Origin of the sequence: Ancylobacter defluvii, assembly GCF_018390605.1 — a bacterium.
GTDB classification, from domain to species: Bacteria; Pseudomonadota; Alphaproteobacteria; order Rhizobiales; family Xanthobacteraceae; genus Ancylobacter; species Ancylobacter defluvii.
The window spans coordinates 173,867-194,594 of sequence record NZ_JAHBGD010000002.1; the positions used below are offsets into that span (position 1 = coordinate 173,867).

Below are 20,728 nucleotides of genomic sequence, written 5' to 3' on the forward strand. Positions count from 1 at the left end.
CATATTGGTCGCCAAGGGCTGCGCTCTGGATGCCACTTAGCACGATGATCGCAGCCGCTTTCTCGGTTCGATAATTGCCCTGGCCCGCCAGCGCCTTTACGGTCCCCGCGAAAGCCGGCTCTGGGATGCCGGCACCGTGCGAGAGGGACAATTGATGGCCGCCGAAGCCGCATCCGACGCTGCCGCCCATGGCTTCAACTTGTTGCCGGTCGTCATCCTTCTGGGAGCTGCCGTTGTGGCGGTGCCCCTGTTCAAACGCCTCGGCCTTGGTTCGGTACTCGGTTATCTCGCGGCCGGCCTCGCCATCGGCCCGTTCGGCCTCGGCCTGTTTTCCGACCCGCAGTCGATCCTCCACGTCGCCGAGCTCGGCGTCGTCATGTTCCTGTTCATCATCGGGCTGGAAATGCAGCCCTCACGGTTGTGGGCGATGCGCGGCGAGATCTTCGGCCTCGGCCTCGCCCAGGTCGGCAGTTGCATCGTCCTGCTCGCCTGTGTCGGCCTCGCGCTCGGCTATCCGCTGGTGCCGAGCTTCGTCGCCGGCACCGGCTTCGTGCTGACCTCCACCGCCATTGTCATGCAGATGCTGGAGGAGCGACGTTCCCTCGCCTTGCCGAAGGGCCGGCGCATCGTCGCCATCCTGCTGCTGGAAGATCTCGCCATCGTGCCGCTGCTGGCGCTGGTCGCCTTTCTGGCGCCCGGTGCCGGCGAAGTCACGCTCGGCGAGCGGCTTACCGGCATCGCCATTGGCCTCGGCTCGGTTCTGGCCTTGGTGCTGGCCGGTCGTTATCTGCTCGACCCGATGTTCCGCATCCTCGGCAAGGCGAAGGCCCGCGAGGTGATGACGGCGGCGGCGCTGTTCGTGGTGCTCGGCGCGGCGCTCGCCATGCAACTCGGCGGGCTGTCCATGGCGATGGGCGCCTTCCTCGCCGGGGTGCTGCTGTCCGAATCCTCTTTCCGCCATCAGCTGGAAGCCGACATCGAGCCGTTCCGCGGCGTATTGCTCGGCCTGTTCTTCCTCGGCGTAGGCATGGCCCTCGATCTCGCGGTGATTGCCGCCAACTGGCAGCTCATCGCGATCTGCGTCGTCGGCTACATGATCCTCAAGATGGTGGCCATCTACGCGGTGGCCCGGCTGTTCCGCGCCGATCACCACGAGGCGGTCGAGCGGGCGGTGCTGATGGCGCAGGGGGGCGAGTTCGCCTTCGTGCTCTATGCCTCGGCGACCACCGTCGGCATCCTCACCATCGAGGAAAACGCCATCCTCACCGCCACCATCATCGTCTCGATGGCGCTGACCCCGCTGATGATCATCGCCCATGACCGGCTGATGCCGAAGCAGCAAGCCTCGATGGAGGGCATCGAGGCGGCGGCGGATCTGTCGGCGAATGTGCTGATGATCGGCTTCGGCCGCTTCGGCCAGATCGTCAGCCAGCCGCTGCTGGCAGGCGGCCTCTCGGTCACGCTGATCGAGACGGATCCGGAACTGATCCGTATTTCGCAGGATTTTGGCTTCAAGGTCTATTACGGCGACGGGACGCGCCTCGACATCCTGCACGCGGCCGGCGCCCACGAGGCGCGGCTGATCGTGGTGGCGGTGAACGATGGCGACACGGCGGTGAAGATCACCGAGTTGATCAAGGCCGAGTTCCCGCTGGTGCCGGTGCTGGCCCGCGCCATCGACCGCGAGAACGCCGCCGAGTTGATCCATGTCGGCGCGGATTTCCAGATCCGCGAGACCTTCGAATCCGCTCTCGCGCTCGGCGAGCACGCGCTCGCCATGATGGACGTGGAAGAAGCCCGTCGCACGGACATCATCGCCAGTGTCCGCCGCCGTGACGCCGAGCGCCTCGACATCGAACTTACCGGCGGCCTCTACGACACCTCCGCCAGAAGCCTCATCCTGAGCAATCTGCCGCTGAAGCCGCCCGCCCCCGAAGCGAAGATGCCGCTGCAGGCGGCCACTGCCGGCGAGGTGGCGGGATGACGCCTGCCGACGAAGCGGAGATCGCTTCGGTCCTGCATTTCTGGCGACGAGCCGGCGAGGCGCGGTGGTTTGAGAAGGACGCCGCCTTCGACGCGGATTTTCGCGCACGTTTCCTCGACCTGCACATGCAGGCCGCCGCCCGCCGCCACGATGACTGGCTGGCGAGCCCCGATGGCGCTCTGGCGCTGCTGATCCTCACCGACCAGTTTCCGCGCAACGCCTTCCGCGGCACCGGCCACATGTACGCCACCGATCCGCTGGCGCGGCATTATGCGCGGCAGGCACGGACCGCCGGCCACATGTGGCGGGTGGAGCCGGCGTTGCAGCTGTTCTTCATCCTGCCCTTCGCGCATTCGGAAGATGAGCTGGATCAGGATATTTCCATCGCGCTCAACACGCCGTTCGGCGAGCCGTGGCTGACCCATGCGCAGGGCCATCGCGACATCATCCGCCGCTTCGGTCGCTTCCCGCATCGCAACCGCCTTCTCGCCCGCGAAACGACGCCCGAAGAGGCCGCCTTCCTCGCCGCGGGCGGTTTCGCGGGCTGAAAGCCGCCCTATCGGTACTGCCTCACCGATAGGGCCACTATGAACTTCCCCCTTCGCTCGTGACCTCTGTTCTCTCTTGACTCATGGACCGGAACGGCGGCTCATAGAGAACAAAAGAGGAACGAAATGAGTATGACACCGGCTGTCTCCGCGCTGCGGGGAGTGCTCGCCGGCCTTGAGGCGGAGCGGCTCCCCGGCAACACCCAGTTCTTCCATCTCGGCGCGCCGGGAGCAGACGGCGCGCTCGGCGGTCCGCTCGCCTGCGGCGCCCTGCATGAGGTGTTCGCCGCCGCGGCCGGCGACATGGCCGCCGCCGCCGGTTTCACGCTGGCGCTGGCGCAGCGCGCCAGCTCGGCCCGTTCAGCGGGAGGAGCGCGCCCGCTGCTGTGGGTGCGGCAGGAGACCGTCGATACCGAAGCCGGCCGTCTCGCCGCGACGGGCTTGCACACGCTGGGCATCGATCCGGCCCGACTGCTGCTGGTGCGTGCGCCCGGCGCCGAAGCGGCACTGCGGGCGGCGGACGATGCGGTGCGCTGTTCCGCGCTCGGCGCGGTGATCCTGGAGCCCTGGGGCGAGCCGAAAGCGCTCGATCTCACCGCCACGCGCCGCCTGTCGCTGCGGGCCGGCGATTCCGGCGTCACCGTGCTGTTGCTGCGCCCGACCGGCCGACCGGGGCCCAGTGCCGGCGTGACCCGCTGGCAGGTCCGGGGGGCACCGTCCCGCCCATTGGCCGGCGATGCGCCGGGCGCGCCCTCCTTCCTCGTCGAGCTTTTGCGTCACCGGGCCGGCCATGCCGGCGTCTCCTGGCATCTGGAGTGGGATCGTGAGACCTGTTCCTTCCGCGACATCGTCGCGCTACCTCGCTTTGTGGTTTCCGTTCCTGGCCGCCGAACGGCTGGAGAGGCAGCAACGCCGCTCCCCTTCCGCCGCACCGGCTGAAGCCGGCCCGTCATCGGGCGCTTCCAGCCTGCTCGTCTTCGTCGAGCGCACGACCGGCGGATTGCGGCTCGCCGCCCTGTCGCGGGCGGCGCGCGCGGCGGGACTGGAGGCAGGCCTCACGCTCGCCGATGCACGGGCGCGCCGGCCCGATCTCGACGTCGTCGCCTTCGATCCGGCTGCCGACGCCGCCTTCCTTAACCGCGTGGCGGATGATTGTGACCGCTGGACGCCGCTGGTGGCCCTCGATGCGCCGGACGGGCTCGTGCTGGACATCACCGGCTGCGCGCATCTGTTCGGTGGCGAGGTGGCGATGCGCGCGCGGCTGCTCGCGCATCTGAAGGCGCACGGCCTCACGGCCTTCTCCGTGGTGGCGAACACGCCGGAGGCCGCCCGCGCCCCGGCGCGCTGCGGGCTCGGCGGCCTCATCCCGCCCGGCGAGGAAGCGGCCCGGCTCGCCGGCCTGCCCGTCGCGGCGCTCGGCCTGTCGCCGGCGATCGCGAGCGGCCTCTCCCGCGCCGGACTGAAGACGCTGGGCGATCTGGCGCAACGTCCCGCCACCCCGCTGGCGGCACGTTTCGGCGAAGAATTGCTGGTACGGCTGCGCCGCACTCTCGGCTATGAGGATGCGCGCATCGTGCCGCGCCGGCCGCTGCCCGATTGCATCGTCGAGCGGCGCTTCGCCGAACCGATCGCGCATGCCGCCGACATCGAAGGCGCGCTCGCCCTGCTCGTCGAGGATGTCGGACGGATGCTGGAGGGGCGCGGCGAGGGCGGCCGCGCCTTCGAGGCTTCGTTTTTCCGCACCGACGGTGCGGTGCGCCGGCTCTCGGTGGAAACCGCCCGCCCCTTGCGCGACGGCCCTGCTCTCGCCCGGCTGTTTCATGAGCGGTTGGACAGCCTCGCCGATCCGCTCGATCCCGGTTTTGGCTTCGATCTCGTCCGCCTCGCCGTGCTGCGCGCCGAACCGCTCGCCGCGGCACAAATCGGCCTTGACGGCCGCATCAACGAGGAGGAGGAGGTCGCCGCTCTCATCGACCGGCTGACCACCCGGCTGGGGCGCGAGCGCGTGCTGCGCTTCGTTCTGCGGGATACCCACGCCCCCACCCGCGCCGGTGCGCTGGTGCCGGCGATCGATGGCCCTGCCTCGCCCCCTCTTGCCGTACCGGAGGAGGAGTTGCCCCGCCCGATCACCCTGTTCGAGCCGCCGCAGCCGGTCGAGGCCCTGGCGGAAGTGCCGGACGGCCCGCCCCTGCGCTTTCGCTGGCGACGCGTCACGCATGAGGTGGTGCGCTCCGAGGGACCGGAACGCATCGCGCCGGAATGGTGGCGCACCCTCACGGCACAAACGGTGCAGGAAAGCCCGCGCACGCGGGATTACTACCGGGTGGAGAATCACGAGGGCCGGCGCTTCTGGCTCTTCCGCGCCGGTCTCTATGAGCGCGGCGGCGGTACGCCACGCTGGTTCCTGCATGGGTTGTTTCCGTGAGGAGGCGCGCATGAGCAAGGCGGTTGGCTTTTATGCGGAACTCGCGGTCACCAGCAATTTCTCCTTCCTGCGCGGGGCGTCGCACGCGGCGGAACTGGTGGAGGAAGCGCTCGCGCTCGGCCATGGCGGCATCGGCATTGCCGACCGCAACACCGTGGCCGGCGTGGTGCGTGCCTATGCGGCGGTGAGGCACGCCGAGGAGATCAGGCAAGAGAAGTGGAAGCAGGAGAAATGGAAGGCCGAGCATGGGAAGGCATCGCCAAACCGCGCCGATATCGAAGAGGCCGGGAAAGGCAACGGCGAGAAGGACGCGCGCGGCAACGAGGACGCGCGCGGTCAGCAAAATGGGCAGGCGGCCATCCGGCTCGAACACGTCCCCGATGACAGGGACGGCACGCATCCCAGAGGCGGCGGACATGGCGAGCGGCACGAGGAAGGTCCGACGCCGGAAGACGGCCAGCCCATCGCCGCGCTCCCGGTCAAGCGGCGCGGGACCCATGTGGACCCCATCGGTACCGGCCCCACGGATATCGCACCGGCCGACAATGTCGCCCTCTTCCCGTCCCTTCCCCTCCAGACAGCAACGGGCATTGCTGACGACATGGCGGGTGCCGGGCCGTCATCCCCCGGCGCTGCCGATGCGTCGCTGCCTCCCCTGCCCTTCAAGCTCGCCGTCGGCGCCCGGCTAGCCTTCGCCGACGGCACGCCGGACATCCTCGCCTATGCCCAGAGCCGTATCGGCTGGGGGCGGCTCTGCCGCCTGCTCACGGCCGGCAACATGCGCTCCGGCATCAAGGGCGAATGCCGGCTTCTTCTCGACGATCTCCTCGCCGATGCCGGCGGCCTGTCGCTCATCCTGATGCCGCCGCGCCGGATCGACGGGCTGGACGACATCCTCGCCCGCCTCCACGCGGCGGCGCCCGGCTCGCTGTGGCTCGCCGCCGACATGCCGCGACGAGGCGATGACCGCCGTCGCCTCGTCGGGCTGAAGGCCTGCGCCATCCGTGCCGGCGTGCCGCTGCTCGCCGTCAACGACGTGCTCTACCACCACCCCGACCAGCGCGACCTGCAGGACGTGCTCACCTGCATACGTCACGGCACCACCATCGAGGCCGCCGGCCGGCTGCTCGAGGCCAATGCCGAGCGGCACCTGAAATCGCCCGAGGAGATGGCCCGCCTGTTCCGCGAGGCGCCGGAAGCCATTGCCGAGACACGCGATTTCCTCGACCGCATCGAGTTCTCTCTCGGCGAATTGAAATATGAATACCCCGAGGAACCGGTGCCGCCCGGCTACACGCCGCAGGGCTGGCTGGAGGAGTTCACCTGGCGCCGCGCCGCCATCCGCTATCCGGCCGGGGTGCCGGAGAAGGTCGAGGCGCAGCTGAAGACCGAGCTTTCTCTGATCGCCGAGCTCGGCTATGCGCCGTATTTCCTCACCATCCGCGACATCGTCGATTTCGCCGAGAGCAACCGCATCCTGTGCCAGGGGCGCGGCTCGGCGGCGAACTCCGCCGTCTGCTATGTGCTCGGCATCACCGCCGTCGATCCGGCAACCAGCAATCTGCTTTTCTCCCGCTTCATCGCCCGCGAACGCCGCGAGCCGCCGGACATCGACGTCGATTTCGAGCATGAGCGGCGCGAGGAGGTGATGCAGTATGTCTACAGGCGCTATGGGCGCGACCGCGCCGGCATCGTCGCCACCGTCATCTCCTATCGCCCACGCAGCGCCTTCCGCGATGTCGGCAAGGTGCTCGGCCTCACCGAGGATGTCACCGCCCAGCTCGCCGGCACGATCTGGGGCAGCTGGGGCAAGATCGAAACCCGCCGCGCCCGCGAGGCCGGCCTCGATCCGGACAACCCGACCGTCGCTCGGGTGATCGGCCTCGCCCAGCGCCTCATCGGTTTTCCGCGCCACCTCTCCCAGCATGTCGGCGGCTTCGTGCTGGCCCGCGGCCGGCTCGACGAGATCGTGCCCATCGGCCCGGCGGTCATGGAAAACCGGACCTTCATCGAGTGGAACAAGGACGATATCGATGAACTCGGCCTGATGAAGGTCGATGTATTGGCGCTCGGCATGCTCACCTGCATCCGCAAGGCGCTCGACCTGTTGAGAGAACATGAGGGCCTCGATTACGGCCTCGCCGAGGTGCCGAAGGAACAGGACGACGTCTACGACATGCTGTGCCGTGGCGATTCCATCGGCGTGTTCCAGGTGGAGAGCCGGGCGCAGATCAACATGCTGCCGCGGCTGAAGCCGCGAAAACTCTACGACCTCGTGATCCAGGTGGCGATCGTCCGGCCGGGGCCGATCCAGGGCAACATGGTGCATCCCTATCTGCGCCGGCGGGAAGGGTCGGAAGCCGTCACTTACCCTTCACCCGCACCTCCGCACGATCCGGATGAGCTGAAAGACGTGCTGTTCCGCACCGAAGGCGTCCCCCTGTTCCAGGAACAGGCCATGCATCTTGCCATGGTCGCCGCCAAATTCTCCGATGTGGAGGCCAACCAGCTGCGCCGCGCCATGGCGACCTTCCGCAATATCGGCACGATCGGCGAATTCCAGCACAAGCTGATCCACGGCATGACGGCGCGCGGCTACGAGCCCGCCTTCGCCGCGCGCTGCTTCGAGCAGATCAAGGGGTTCGGCGAATATGGCTTTCCGGAGAGCCATGCCGCCTCCTTCGCCAAGCTGGTCTACATCTCCGCCTACATCAAATGCCGGCACCCGGCCGCCTTCGCCTGCGCGCTGCTCAACGCCCAGCCCATGGGCTTCTACGCCCCGGCGCAGATCGTGCGCGACGCCCGCGAACACGGCGTGGAAATCCGCCCCGTCGATGTCAATCACAGCGACCATGATTGCACGCTGGAGGAGCGGGTCGACGGTGCGCTGGCGCTGCGCCTCGGCTTCCGCCAGGTCGATGGCGTCGGTGAAACCGCCGGCGAACAACTCGCCAAAGCCCGCGGCGGTGGCTATCCGGACATCGAGACCCTCGCCCGTCGCACCGGTTTACCGACCGCCACGCTGACGAAGCTCGCCGAGGCCGACGCCTTCGGCTCCATGGGCCTTTCCCGCCGCGACGCGGCCTGGGCGGTACGACGGCTGCCGGACGATGCGCCGATGCCGCTGTTCGCCGCCGCCGATGCCCGCGAACTCGGCGAGGAGCACGATACGCCGCTGCCCGTCATGCCGCTCCCGGAGCAGATCGCCATCGACTACCAGACGACCCGCCTGTCACTGAAGGGGCATCCCATGGGCATGCTGCGGCCCGTCTTCGCGGCCGAGCGGGTGCTGTCCAGTGCCGAGGTGGCCGCGAGCCGCGACGGCGCCTTCCTGCGTACCGCCGGCATCGTGCTGGTGCGCCAGCGGCCCGGCAAGGGCAACGCCATCTTCATGACGCTGGAGGACGAGACCGGCATCGTCAACGTGCTCATCTGGGCACGCTTGTTCGAGCGCTACCGCGCACAGGTGATGGGTGCCCGCCTCGTGGTGGTGGAGGGGCGGGTGCAGAAGAGCAAGGATGGCGTGGTGCATCTGATGGGCGAACGGATACTCGACCGCACCGCCGAACTCGCCCGCCTGTTCGAGGCTCCACGCGGGCGAGCCGGGCCGGATGTCAATCCGGGAAGCGGCGAACCGCCGGAGGAACACGTTCTCGGCGGCCGCAATTCCACCCGCGGGCATCCGCGGAATGTGCGGCTTCTGCCGAAGTCACGCGACTTTCATTGAGCCGCCCTCCCCGGCTCGGCGCCCCTCAGGCCGGCTCGGCCTGCGTGACCTGCCGCAGCGCCGTCATGTCGATCAGCGCGCCACGGCTGCAAATCACGCGGGCCGCCACCTTATGCGCCAGCCGCACCGCTTCCGCCGGGTTCTGTCCGGCAAGGCGCGCGGCAAGATAGCCGGCATTGAAACTGTCGCCGGCGCCGGTGGTATCGAGAGGTTCGGCCACCCGCACCGCCGGTATGGCCTCGATGCGGCCCTCCGCTTGCAGCGTGCAGGGTTCCGCACCGTCCTTCACCACGATTTCCGGCACTCCATAGCCAGCTATTCGAACGACCATCTCCTCGGCAGAGGCATCACCGAACAGCTCGCTCTCATCAGGGAAGGTCGGCAGCGCAATGGTCGCCGCGCGATAGCCCTCCTCCAACCCGACCCGCAACGCGTCCAAGCTCGGCCACAGCCGCAATCTGACATTGGCGTCGAAGGCGATCATGGCGCCACGTTCCCTCACCTCGGCGAGCGCGGCGAACAGATTGCCGCGATGTTCCGGCGGCAGGATCGCCAGCGTGATGCCGGAAAGATAGACGCAATCCGCATCGGCGAGCGCCGCCCGCAAGGCGCCGAGGTCGGCCGCGAGCAGCCTTGCCGCCGAGCTGTCGCGCCAATAGGTGAAGCTGCGTTCGAAACCCTGCAGCGCGATCATGTAGAGCCCGACCGGCCGGCCCGGCACGCGGCCGACATGGCTGGTGTCGATCCCTGCTCTGGAAAAGAAACCCAGCATCTCCTCCGACGCGGCGTCATCGCCCACCCGCGTGACATAACGCACCGACACTTGCGCGGGATCGGTCAGCCCGCGCACGCCCCACGCCGTGTTCAGCGTGTCGCCGGCGAAGCCGCGACGGTAGAGCCCGCCGCCGGCATCGGCCAATTCGATCATGCACTCGCCGATGCTGGCAAAAACCTTGGTCACGAAGAAACTCCGACAGGGCTGGACGGGACGCGAAAGGGACCGAACGCGATCGAGCGCGCCAGCGTGGCGCGGGCGGTGCGCAGATGTTTACGGCAGCGCGCGTCAATGGCGCGCTGGTCCCGGCTGCGCAGCGCCTCGATATAGTCGAGATGCTCAAGAAGTGCGATGGTATTACGTTGTTTCTCGTCCGACCTGTTCCAACGATAGGTATAGTGAAAGAATGTCGAGACGATATCGTAGAAATCGATAATGAATCGATTACCTGAGGTTTCATGAATGAGGCGATGCAGCCGTTCGTCGAGCTGGGGAAACGACTGATATTCCGTGTCGATATTCGCCAGCAGCGCACGGTGCTCCGCCTCGATGACGTCGAGTTCCCGCCAGGGCGGCGAATCATTCGCCAATTCGATGAAGTTCCGGGTCGCGCGCAGCTCGAACATCTCGCGCACATCATAGATTTCGGCCGCGAAGTCCGGTGTCACGCCCTTATAGAGCCACGCACTGTTCGGCCGGCGCTCGAGCAGGCCAAAATGCTGGAACTGCGCCAGATGCTCGCGAATGGTGGTGGTCGAGGTGCCGAACTGGCGGGCAAGTTCGGCGGCGTTCAGCAATTGGCCGGCGCGGAAATCGCCCTGGAGAATCCACTCCATGAAGCGCCGCTCGACCGCGGCACCCGCGGAAAGCGTCTGCATGTCGGGGAAATAGTCGGTCGCCAGCGGATGGCGCTGCAGGACGCGCCCGCCCACGCCGCCACTGGCAATTCCGGCCTTGGCCAATGACGCCAGCACCGCGCGCACCGTCGTGCGGCTGACATCGAGCAATTGTGAGAACTCGCTCTCCGAGGGCAGCGCAGCGCCGATCGGGTGCCCCGCCAGCTGGCGCAAGCACTGGTTATAGCTACGTTTGAAGACGGTATTGCCCTTCATGCGGCCTCTAGCTTGTCGTTTTCTCCCAAGCGCCGCTCTTTCCGCAGCGTCGTTTTTTTTACATTAAAAACAGATTGACACGCCGCGTCTACCGTGGATTTTTATATATAAGAGACAAAAAACAATAATGACGTCAGGTGAGGGAGCACGACATGTGGCGCGCGAGCGGCTGCAAGAATCATATTTCCTTTCAATGGATTGCACCGCATGAGGCTCACGCCTCCATTGCGGCGCCTGTCGTTTGCCTCTTGGGAGCGCGCCGTTCGTGAGCACGCGTATCGTCCAGTTCGGCACCAGCCGCTTCCTCCAGGCGCATGTGGATCTCTTCGTCCATGAAGCGCGCGAGGCTGGTCAGGATATCGGCCCCATCGCCGTGGTGCAGGCCTCCGGTTCCGCTGCCCGCGCCGGGCGCGTCTCTGCCTTCGGCCGACCGGAAGGCTATCCGGTGATCATACGCGGCATGGTGGAGGGTCTCCCCGTCGAGCGCCAGGTTACGGTGCGCGCGGTTGATCGCGGCCTGTCGGCGGCGACCGATTGGGAAGCGCTGAAGGCGCTGTTCGCCGACGAGGCCGGCATTGTCGTTTCCAATATGGGTGACGCCGGCTATGAGATCGCCGCTGAGGATCGCAGCCCGACGCTGCTCGCCGGCGGCGCGCCGCTCTCGTTTCCCGGCAAGCTGGCCGCCCTGCTCCATCACCGCTGGAGCGAAGGCGGCGCACCGGTGACCGTGCTGCCCTGCGAGCTGATAAACCGCAACGGCGAAGTGCTTAAGGCGGCGGTGAAGGAACTCGCCATCGCCAGCGGCGCCCCGGCCGCCTTCGCGGAGTGGCTCGACCGTGAGGTGATCTTCGCCAACACCCTGGTCGACCGCATCGTCTCCGAGCCCATCGAGCCGGTCGGCGCCGTCGCCGAGCCCTATGCGCTGTGGGCGATCGAGGCGCAGCCCGGCCTCGCCTTGCCCTTCTCGCACCCGAACGTCGTGCTCACCGGCGATCTCGACCCCTTCGAGCGGCTGAAGCTGCATATCCTCAATCTCGGCCACACCTTCCTCGCCGACATCTGGGCGAGCGAAGGCCGCCCGGCCGGCGAGACGGTGCGTGCCATCCTGGCGGACGAGGCCGTCCGCGCCCGGCTCGATGCGCTTTACGCGCAGGAGGTCGTTCCCGGCTTCAAGGCCAGGGGAATGGGCGGGGAGGCAGACAGCTATGTCGCGGTGACGCTCGACCGCTTCCGCAATCCCTTCCTCGACCACCGCATCGCCGACATTGCGCAGAACCATGCAGTGAAGGTCGAGCGGCGGATCAAGGCCTTCCTCGACTGGCTCGCCGGCCAACCCGGCGCGCCCGCCACGCCGGTGCTCGACGCCCTGGTGGCGCGGCACGCGCAGCAGGTTCCGGCATGACCTATCAGTTCGACTTCTCCTCGCTGCTGGCCTACTGGCCGGAATTCCTGCAGGGCGCCTGGCTCACGCTGCAACTCTCGGCGGTATCGACCGTCGCGGGCTTCATCGTCGGCACGCTGTGCGCCATCGGCCGCTCCGACGGCCCGCCCTGGGTGAAGTTCCTGGTGGGGAGCTATGTCGAGATCATCCGCAACACCCCGCTGCTTGTGCAGGTGTTCATCGTCTATTTCGGCATCGCCACCCTCGGCGTGCGCGTCTCGGCGAACACCGCGGCGGTGGTCGCGCTGGTGGTCAATGTCGGCGCCTATACCTGCGAGATCGTGCGCGCCGGCCTCGAATCCGTGCACAAGTCGCAGCTGGAGGCCGCCGATTGTCTCGGGCTCTCCAAGCCGCAGATCTACTGGCACGTCGTCATCCGCCCGGCCATCGAACGGGTCTATCCGGCGCTCACCAGCCAGTATGTGCTGCTGATGCTGGCCTCATCGATCACCTCACAAATCTCCGCGGAAGAGCTGACGGCGGTCGCCAACCGTATCCAGTCCGACACCTTCCGCTCCTTCGAGACCTACATCGTCGTCGGCATCATCTATCTCGCTTTGTCTTTCGTTGTGCGCATCGCGCTCTGGCTGTTCGGCCTCGCGGTCTTCGTGCGCAAACGCAAGCTCGGCACGGCGCTGTGAGGGTCTGATCATGCCGAGTTTCAGCCTCGTACATCTCGAATTCCTCGGTTGGGCGGCCATGTGGACGCTCGGCCTGTCCGCCATCGCCTTCGTTGGCGGCGGCCTCGTCGGCTTCGCCGTGGCGCTGATGCGAATCTCGCCGTTCCGTGGGGTGCGCTATGCCGCCATCGTCTACATCCAGGTCGTGCAGGGCACGCCGCTGCTGATCCTGCTGTTCCTGATCTATTTCGGCATCGCCATCGTCGGCTTCCAGGAAGTACCGGCGCTGATCGCTGCCGGCATCGGCCTGACGATCTATTCCTCCGGATTCCTCGCCGAAATCTGGCGCGGTTGCCTGGAGTCGGTGCCGAAGACCCAGTGGGAAGCCGCCGAATGCCTGGCGCTGACGCCATGGCAGCGCATGACGCGGGTGATCCTGCCGCAGGCGATACGCATCGCCACCCCTCCGACGGTGGGGTTCCTGGTCCAGATCGTCAAGAACACCTCGCTCGCCTCGGTGGTCGGCTTCGTCGAGCTCGCCCAGGCCGGCAAGCTCATCAACAACTCGATCTTCGAGCCCTTCACCGTCTTCATGGTCGTGGCGGCGATCTATTTCGCGATCTGCTTCCCGCTCTCGACCTGGAGCCGGCGGCTGGAAAGGAAGCTCAATGTCAGCCGTCGTTAAACTGTCCAATGTTCACAAGAGCTTCGGCACCAACAAGGTGCTGGACGGCGTCTCCTTCGAAGTTGGCCGCGGCGAAGTCGCCGCCGTCATCGGCCAGTCGGGCTCCGGCAAGTCCACCGCCCTGCGCTGCATCAACGCGCTGGAGACCATCGATGGCGGCACCATCGACGTGTGCGGCCATGCCGTCCACGACGCCAAGCTCGACCGCCGCTCGCTGCGCCGCGACGTCGGCATCGTGTTCCAGAGCTACAATTTGTTCCCGCATCTCACCGCCGAGCAGAACATCATGCTCGCCCCGACCTGCGTGAAGAACAAGTCGAAGGCGGAGGCACGCGACCTCGCCCACGACGTGCTGCGCCGCGTCGGCCTCGCCGAGAAGGCCGATCACTTTCCCGAGCAGCTCTCCGGCGGCCAGCAGCAGCGCGTGGCCATCGCCCGCTCGCTCGCCATGCAGCCGAAGCTGATGCTGTTCGACGAAGTGACCTCGGCGCTCGACCCGCAGCTCACCGGCGAAGTGCTGAAGGTGATGGAAGACCTCGCGCGCGGCGGCATGACGATGATCCTCGTCACCCACGAGATGGCCTTCGCCCGCAAGGTCGCGAGCCAGGTCGTCTACATGCACAAGGGCAAGGTCTGGGAGACCGGACCCGGCGCCATGCTGGACAAACCCAACACTGCCGAGCTCGCCGACTTCGTCGGCAGCGGCCTCTGACATTCACCGCTGCCGACGCCACGGCCGCATCAGCAATTCCAGGGAGGAAACCATGAACCGCCGCACATTCCTGACCGCCACCGCACTTGCCGGCCTCGCCGGCTCCTTCAGCCTCGCGGGGCCGGCCGCCGCCGATACGCTCGACGACATCAAGAAGCGCGGCAAGCTTCTGGTCGCCATCGATCTCGGCTCGCCGCCCTTCGGCCTCGCCGACGCGCAGATGCAGCCGACCGGCTCCGACGTCGAGAGCGCCCGGCTGCTCGCCGCCGATCTCGGCGTGCCGCTGGAAATCGTGCAGGTGACCAGCCCCAACCGCGTGCCCTTCCTGCTCACTGGCAAGGCCGACATCGTCATGGCCTCCTTCTCGGTGAACGAGGAGCGCAAGAAGGTGATCGACTTCTCCAACGCCTATGGCGTGATCCAGATCGTCGTCGCCGCCCCCAAGGGCACCGCGATCAAGACCATTGACGACCTCGCCGGCAAGCGCATCGGCACCACGCGCGGCTCGACCAACGACAAGGAAGTCACCTCGCAGATCAAGAACGCCGAAATCGTCCGCTATGACGACGACGCCACCCTGATCACCGCGCTGGTCTCCGGCCAGGTCGACGTGATGGGTTCCTCGCCGCAGGTGATGGCGGCGGTGAACCAGCGCCGCCCGAACGATCCGCTTGAGACCAAGATCATCCTGAAGACCAATCCTTACGCCATCGGCCTGCGCAAGGGCGACGAGGCGCTGCGCACCCGTTTGAACGAGTGGATCGCCAAGGACCTCGCCAGCGGCAAGCTGCGCGAGATCTACGTGAAGTACAACGGCGTGCCGCTGCCGGATACCCTGCCGGCGACCAACTGACGAGCCTCCCGACTGCGGCCCGGCGACCCGGGCGACGAGCTCCCCAAGCCGGGCCGCATCTTCTTCTAGCCTTCTCTTTGGCAAATGCCTGCTCTGGAAAGCGTGCTGCGATGAAAGCCCTGATCTGCGATGAACCCGGCCGCCTGTCGGTCATCAGCCGTCCCGAGCCGGTGCCGGGTCCGGGCGAGGCGCTGATCCGCATCCGTCGTGTCGGCATCTGCGGCACGGACTTTCACATATACAAGGGCCAGCACCCTTTCCTCGCCTATCCGCGCGTCATGGGCCACGAGCTCTCCGGCACGGTGGAGAGCGCACCGGAAGGCAGCGGACTGACCAATGGCCAGAACGTCTACATCGTGCCGTACCTGTCCTGCGGCACCTGCCACGCCTGCCGCAAGGGCGTGAACAATGCCTGCATGAACATCAATGTGCTCGGCGTGCATCGCGACGGCGGCATGGCGGAATTCCTCTGCGTGCCGGTCGGCAATGTCGTGCCCGCCGGCACCGCCTCACTCGATGAGGCGGCGATGATCGAGTTCCTCGCCATCGGCGCCCATGGCGTGAAGCGCGGCGGCATCACCGCCGACGACCGCGTGCTGGTGGTCGGCTCCGGCCCGATCGGCATGTCGGCGATCATCTTCGCCAAGGCGCGCGGCGCTCATGTCACGGTGATGGACCTGCGCGAGGACCGCATCGCCTTCACCATCAACGAGCTCGGCGCCGACCAGATGCTGATCGCCGACGCGCAGGCCGAAGAGACCGCCAAGCGCCTGACCAGCGGCGATTTCTACGACGTGGTGATCGACGCCACCGGCAATGCGGCGGCGATGCAGCGGGGCTTCGGCTTCCTCGCCCATGCCGGCCGCTATGTGCTGGTGAGCGTGGTACGCACCGACATCACCTTCTCCGACCCGGAATTCCACAAGCGCGAGGCGACCCTCTTCGCCAGCCGCAACGCCCAGGCGGACGATTTCGCCGAGGTGGTGCGGCAGATGGAGGCCGGCAAGGTGCCGACCCGCGCGCTCAACACCCATCGCGGCCCGCTCACAGATGGCCCGGCGCTGTTCGACGCCTGGCTGAAGCCGGAAGCCGGCGTCATCAAGGCGATATTGGAAGTCTGAACCGATGATCGCCCCGCGCATCCTTCGTCTCAACGACGCCGACAACGTCATCATCGCGGTCGACAAGCTCGCCGCGGGTGCGGAGCTGCCCGAAGGCGTCATGGCTGGCCGAACGATCCCCAAGGGCCACAAGGTCGCCTCGCGCCCCATTCCCAAGGGCGAGGCGATCCGCAAGTTCGGCCAGGTCATCGGCTTTGCCGGCATCGACATCCCGGCCGGCGAGTGGGTGCACGAGCACAATGTCGTGCTGCACGATTTCGAGCGCGACTACGCCTTCGCCACAGAAGCCAAGCCGGATACCGGCCTGCTGCCCGGCGAGATGCCGGCCACCTTCGAGGGCTTCCGCCGCGCCGACGGGCGGGTCGGCACCCGCAACTATATCGGCATCCTCTCCTCGGTGAACTGCTCGGCGACGGTGGCCGACTTCATCGCCGACGCCGTGACCCGCTCAGGCATTCTCGCCGATTACCCGAACATCGACGGCGTGGTCGCCTTCACCCACGGCACCGGCTGCGGCATGGCCTCGAAGGGCGAGGAGTTCGACATACTGGCCCGCACCCAGTGGGGTTATGCCAGCCACCCGAACTTCGCCTCGATACTGGTCGTGGGTCTCGGTTGCGAAGTGTTCCAGATCCCGCGGATGATGAAGGAATACGGCATCGTCGAGGGGCCGCATTTCCAGACCCTGACCATTCAGGAGAGCGGCGGCACCCGCAAGTCGATAGAGGCTGGTGTCAGCAAAATCAAAGAGATGCTGACCGATGCTAATGCGGTCGGCCGTACCACGGTACCCGCTTCCGAGCTGACGCTCGCCCTGCAATGCGGCGGCTCGGACGGCTATTCCGGCCTCACCGCCAATCCGGCGCTGGGGGCGGCGGTCGACCTCTTGGTGCGCCACGGCGGCACCGCCATCCTCTCGGAGACGCCGGAGATCTTCGGCGCCGAACACCTGCTCACCCGCCGCGCCGAGAGCGAGGAAGTCGGTCGCAAGATCGTCGATCTCATTGATTGGTGGACGGAATATGCCGCGCGCACCGGCGGCGAATTGAACAACAACCCCTCCCCCGGCAACAAGGCGGGCGGGCTTACCACCATTCTGGAGAAGTCGCTGGGCGCGGTGGCCAAGGGCGGCACCTCGACGCTGCGCGGCGTCTATCGCTATGCCGAGAAGATCGATCGCAAGGGTTTCGTCTACATGGACACCCCCGGCTACGACCCGGTCGCCGCGACCGGTCAGGTGGCCGGTGGGGCCAATATGTTGTGCTTCACCACCGGGCGCGGCTCGGCCTATGGCTGCAAGCCGACCCCCTCTGTGAAGCTCGCGACGAACTCCGACCTCTTCGCCCGGATGGAAGAGGACATGGACATCAACTGCGGCGACATCATCGATGGCGTCTCCATCGAGGAAAAGGGCCGGGAGATTTTCCAGCTGGTGCTGGACATCGCTTCGGGCCGCCGCTCGAAATCGGAGATGCTCGGCTATGGCCGCAACGAGTTCGTGCCCTGGCAGATCGGCGCGGTGATGTAGCGCCGGCTCCGCGGCGGCCGACGCGCCGCCGCGGGCCCGCCTATCCGGTTCTCCAGACCCCTCGGCATCCAGGCGTGCCATGCGCCGATAACGCCCATACGCCCCGCGGTCGCGATATCGTCTCAGCGGATACGGCATTTGACGCCGCCGCGCTGACGGGCATGCTGGTCCGGCGCCGCGCCCGACGGAGCTGTCGATGGTGGCACGCGCATCGCCGCGAACCGTTCGACCCGCTGGACCGCCGAAACCATGGCCTCGCTCTCCATCCGTATCGACCTCGATCCCGACGGCCGCATCGGGCCCGGCAAGATCGCCCTGCTGGAGGCCATCGTCCGCACCGGCTCGATCTCCGCCGGCGGCCGCGCCATGGAAATGTCCTATCGCCGGGCCTGGGACCTGGTCGACGAACTCGGCCGGCTCTTCGGCGAGCCGGTCATCGTCTCGCAGACCGGCGGCAAGCATGGCGGCGGCGCCCGGCTCACCCCGTTCGGCGAACAACTCATCGAAAGCTACCGGCTGATCGAACGGCTCGCCACCGCCGCCGCGCAGCCGCATCTCGACGCGCTGCAGGAGCATGCGGCGAAAAGACCGGCCGACGCCGACTGATCGGAACGCGGGACGAACGTGCGGCAACGGCCGACGGCGCGCAGACATCACGCGAACCACACACGAACAACCGCTGTCGATCCGCACTTTATGTTGCGCCGCATGAAAAAATTTTGTTGGCCGGCTGAGAACTCTCCTTTTTTCTTCTTTTCACTACGCCGATCTACCTCCAAGATAAGTAATGTCGTCTGTAGGCGTGAGCTGCGGCAAGTCTGGCGTTCCGAGAGGTTGGCATGAATTGGGATTCGAAGGGTCTGCTGAGGTCCGCCGTCCCGGTGGCATTTCTCGCTTCAATCCTTCTCTGTTCAGGCATCCCGCACGAAGCGCGGGCCCAGGACGCCTCATCAACCGCACCGGCCGTGCCGGCTGCACCCGCGGCCACCGCACCGGATGCGAGCTTCACCCAGGAAGAGCTGCGCAAGCTGCTCGCGCCCTACGCGCTTTATCCCGATGACCTTCTCGCCCAGTTGCTGCCGTCCTGCGCCTATCCCATAGAGATCGTCCAGTCGGCACGCTGGCTCGACAAAAACAAGGACGCCGTGGCGAAGGGCGACTTCAGCGGTCTCGATACCCAATCATGGCAACCCTCCGTCATCGCATTGACGCGGTTTCCCCAGGTGATCGCCAAGCTCAACGAGGATCTCGACGCCACCACCGACCTCGGCGACGCGTTCGTCAACCAGCCGGAGGATGTGGCCGCCACCATCCAGGCGCTGCGCGGCGAAGCGCAGAAGAGCGGCGCCCTCACCAGCACGCCGCAGCAGCGCGTCACCGTCGAGGCCCAGGGCGGCACCGACTACATCGTCATCGAGCCGACCGAACCCGGCGTGATCTATGTGCCGAGCTACGATCCCGCCGTGGTGTATGAAACCGGTGTATCCCCCCTCGCCTCCGGCGTGATCGGCTTCGGCCTCGGCGTCGCGGTCGGCGCGGTGGTCGACAATGCCTGGGACTGGGGACGCGGGTGGGTCTATCCGCCGCGCTGGCCCGGCTATCCCGGCTACCGGCCCGGCGGCAACATCAACATCGGCAACGACATCAATATCGGCAACGGCAATACCCGGCCGTGGCGGCCGGACGCGGACCGCTACCGCCCCGGCCAGGGAAGCAAGCCGGGGCTCGCCAAGCCCGGCAACCGCCCAGGCAACCGACCCGGCGCGGGATCGCGGCCGGAGGTGGGCGGGATTGATCGACCGGGTGGGATCGATCGCCCCGGCGCGGGCAACCGCCCTGGCGGCGGTGTCGGACCGGGCGGAGGCGACCGGCCGAATATCGGCGGGCCGGGACGCCCCGATGGCGGCCGAGCCGACATCGGCCGGCCCGGCGGCCCGGAACGGCCGGCCGCAGGGCGCCCCGACGCGGCAGGAAGACCTTCCGCGCCTTCCGCCCGCCCGGCGCGCCCCGCACCGACCCAGAGGCCGAGCGCCGCGAGCCGTCCCTCGCCGAAGGCGGCGGCGCGGCCAAACGCCTTTGGCGATGTGCGCGCCGGTGGCGGCGCGCACGGCTATGCGCAGCGCGGCAGCGTCAGCCGCCAGTCGGTGGCGCGGCCGCCGGCGCGCGGTGGTGGCGGCCGCCACGGCGGCGGAGGCGGAGGCGGTCCCGGCGGCGGCGGTCACAGACGGTGAGGGAGGGTGCCATGAGACATTATCGGACGTCGCTGCTCGCAGGCTCCCTCTTCGGCGCCGTGCTCGCCCTGACACAGCCACTCGCGGCGCAGCAGAGCTTTCCCACGCCGGAAGCCGCGGCGGCGGCGCTGGTGGAGACCGCACGCCAATCCGGACACGAGCAACTCGACAATATCTTCGGATCCGGCGCGAGCGACCTGCTGGTCTCCGGCGACGAGAAAGCCGACCGCCAGCGTCTCGACGCGTTCCTCGACCTCGCCACCAAGGGCGTCAGCGTCGTCGACGGCCCCGATGGCGAGAAGGTCCTGGCCTTCGGCACGGTGGGCTGGCGTTTCCCGATCCCGCTCAAGCAGACCGGCGGGGCGTGGTCCTTCGATCTCGCCGCCGGGCGGCAGGAGGTCCTCGACCGCGAGATCGGCCGCAACGAGATCACCGCCATCGGCGCCTGCGCCGACTATGTCGCCGCGCAGAAGGAGTATTTCGCCTCGCTGCACGACGACCAGCCGGTGCAGCAATATGCCCGCCGCTTCATCAGCACGCCGGGCCGGCATGACGGGCTGTACTGGGCGCCCGAGACGCCCGACGACCGCAGCCCGCTCGGCGACCGCATCGCCGCGGCGGCCCTGGAGCGTGTCGCCGAGACCGGCAAGCCGCGCGCCTATAATGGCTACATCTACCGCATCCTGACCCGGCAGGGGCGGGAGGCACCCGGCGGCGCCTACAGCTATATGGTCAATGGCCGGCTGCTGGCCGGCTTCGCCATGCTGGCCTATCCCGAGCGCTGGCAGGAGACCGGCATCATGACCTTCCTGTGCGACCAGCGCGGTCAGGTCTATGAGCGGAATCTCGGCCGGCAGACCGCAAGCGTGGCGGCGAAGATCGACGTGTTCGATCCCGGCAAGGAGTGGACCCGCGTCGGCGACTAGCGTCTCCTTCGTTTCCCGACCAGCCGTGAGGCGGAGCGAT

17 protein-coding genes are annotated in these 20,728 nt (G+C 67.4%); 15 read left to right on the forward strand and 2 right to left on the reverse strand.

The window, feature by feature from the left end:
• The first annotated feature begins 154 nt into the window (after nucleotides 1-154).
• The 5 genes from KHC24_RS00795 to KHC24_RS00815 all read left to right on the forward strand — a co-directional run bounded on the left by KHC24_RS00795 (nucleotide 155) and on the right by KHC24_RS00815 (nucleotide 8,684).
• Nucleotides 155-1,984, forward strand: coding sequence for a monovalent cation:proton antiporter-2 (CPA2) family protein (locus tag KHC24_RS00795; RefSeq protein WP_213358543.1), 1,830 nt, complete (start codon nucleotides 155-157; stop codon nucleotides 1,982-1,984).
• Nucleotides 1,981-2,532 carry a DUF924 family protein gene (locus KHC24_RS00800; RefSeq protein ID WP_213358544.1) on the forward strand — a complete coding sequence of 184 codons (552 nt, stop codon included), beginning with the start codon at nucleotides 1,981-1,983 and terminating at the stop codon, nucleotides 2,530-2,532. The genes KHC24_RS00795 and KHC24_RS00800 overlap by 4 nt, the downstream gene beginning before the upstream one ends.
• A 132-nt stretch (nucleotides 2,533-2,664) precedes the next feature.
• Nucleotides 2,665-3,471 carry an ImuA family protein gene (locus KHC24_RS00805; protein ID WP_213358545.1) on the forward strand — a complete coding sequence of 269 codons (807 nt, stop codon included), beginning with the start codon at nucleotides 2,665-2,667 and terminating at the stop codon, nucleotides 3,469-3,471.
• Entirely contained in the window at nucleotides 3,356-4,957 is a 1,602-nt protein-coding gene (locus tag KHC24_RS00810; RefSeq protein ID WP_271180581.1) for a Y-family DNA polymerase, read from the forward strand. Before KHC24_RS00805 ends, KHC24_RS00810 begins: the two co-directional genes overlap by 116 nt.
• A 10-nt stretch (nucleotides 4,958-4,967) precedes the next feature.
• On the forward strand, nucleotides 4,968-8,684 hold the full coding sequence (locus KHC24_RS00815) for an error-prone DNA polymerase (protein ID WP_246545960.1): 3,717 nt from the start codon (nucleotides 4,968-4,970) through the stop codon (nucleotides 8,682-8,684).
• A 25-nt stretch (nucleotides 8,685-8,709) separates the two neighbouring features.
• Here KHC24_RS00815 and KHC24_RS00820 read toward each other — a convergent pair whose 3' ends face one another.
• Together KHC24_RS00820 and KHC24_RS00825 are read right to left on the reverse strand one after the other, a co-directional pair.
• The gene (locus KHC24_RS00820) at nucleotides 8,710-9,645 is read right to left on the reverse strand and encodes a sugar kinase (RefSeq protein WP_213358546.1); all 936 of its coding nucleotides are present in this window, start codon (nucleotides 9,643-9,645) and stop codon (nucleotides 8,710-8,712) included.
• Nucleotides 9,642-10,571, reverse strand: a complete 930-nt coding sequence (locus KHC24_RS00825; protein WP_213358547.1) for a GntR family transcriptional regulator — start codon at nucleotides 10,569-10,571, stop codon at nucleotides 9,642-9,644. The genes KHC24_RS00820 and KHC24_RS00825 overlap by 4 nt, the downstream gene beginning before the upstream one ends.
• Before the next feature lie 265 nt (nucleotides 10,572-10,836).
• Here KHC24_RS00825 and KHC24_RS00830 point away from each other — a divergent pair, with 265 nt between their 5' ends.
• The 10 genes from KHC24_RS00830 (at nucleotide 10,837) to KHC24_RS00875 (ending at nucleotide 20,688) form a co-directional block, all read left to right on the forward strand.
• On the forward strand, nucleotides 10,837-11,973 hold the full coding sequence (locus KHC24_RS00830) for a mannitol dehydrogenase family protein (RefSeq protein ID WP_213358548.1): 1,137 nt from the start codon (nucleotides 10,837-10,839) through the stop codon (nucleotides 11,971-11,973).
• Complete coding sequence (locus KHC24_RS00835) at nucleotides 11,970-12,653, forward strand: amino acid ABC transporter permease (RefSeq protein WP_213358549.1); 684 nt, start codon at nucleotides 11,970-11,972, stop codon at nucleotides 12,651-12,653. Before KHC24_RS00830 ends, KHC24_RS00835 begins: the two co-directional genes overlap by 4 nt.
• A 10-nt stretch (nucleotides 12,654-12,663) precedes the next feature.
• On the forward strand, nucleotides 12,664-13,317 hold the full coding sequence (locus tag KHC24_RS00840; RefSeq protein ID WP_213358550.1) for an amino acid ABC transporter permease: 654 nt from the start codon (nucleotides 12,664-12,666) through the stop codon (nucleotides 13,315-13,317).
• The gene (locus KHC24_RS00845) at nucleotides 13,301-14,029 is read left to right on the forward strand and encodes an amino acid ABC transporter ATP-binding protein (RefSeq protein ID WP_213358551.1); all 729 of its coding nucleotides are present in this window, start codon (nucleotides 13,301-13,303) and stop codon (nucleotides 14,027-14,029) included. The genes KHC24_RS00840 and KHC24_RS00845 overlap by 17 nt, the downstream gene beginning before the upstream one ends.
• Nucleotides 14,030-14,081: 52 nt before the next feature.
• Nucleotides 14,082-14,882, forward strand: coding sequence for a transporter substrate-binding domain-containing protein (locus KHC24_RS00850; RefSeq protein ID WP_213358552.1), 801 nt, complete (start codon nucleotides 14,082-14,084; stop codon nucleotides 14,880-14,882).
• 110 nt (nucleotides 14,883-14,992) lie between these two features.
• Complete coding sequence (locus KHC24_RS00855) at nucleotides 14,993-16,003, forward strand: zinc-binding alcohol dehydrogenase family protein (protein WP_213358553.1); 1,011 nt, start codon at nucleotides 14,993-14,995, stop codon at nucleotides 16,001-16,003.
• A 4-nt stretch (nucleotides 16,004-16,007) separates the two neighbouring features.
• A complete protein-coding gene (locus KHC24_RS00860; protein ID WP_213358554.1) occupies nucleotides 16,008-17,531 on the forward strand; it encodes a UxaA family hydrolase in 1,524 nt (507 codons plus the stop codon).
• A gap of 249 nt (nucleotides 17,532-17,780) precedes the next feature.
• Complete coding sequence (locus KHC24_RS00865; protein WP_213358555.1) at nucleotides 17,781-18,137, forward strand: winged helix-turn-helix domain-containing protein; 357 nt, start codon at nucleotides 17,781-17,783, stop codon at nucleotides 18,135-18,137.
• 359 nt (nucleotides 18,138-18,496) lie between these two features.
• Nucleotides 18,497-19,762, forward strand: coding sequence for a DUF3300 domain-containing protein (locus KHC24_RS00870; RefSeq protein ID WP_271180582.1), 1,266 nt, complete (start codon nucleotides 18,497-18,499; stop codon nucleotides 19,760-19,762).
• A gap of 11 nt (nucleotides 19,763-19,773) precedes the next feature.
• Nucleotides 19,774-20,688, forward strand: coding sequence for a DUF2950 domain-containing protein (locus KHC24_RS00875; protein WP_213358557.1), 915 nt, complete (start codon nucleotides 19,774-19,776; stop codon nucleotides 20,686-20,688).
• Nucleotides 20,689-20,728 lie beyond the last annotated feature (40 nt).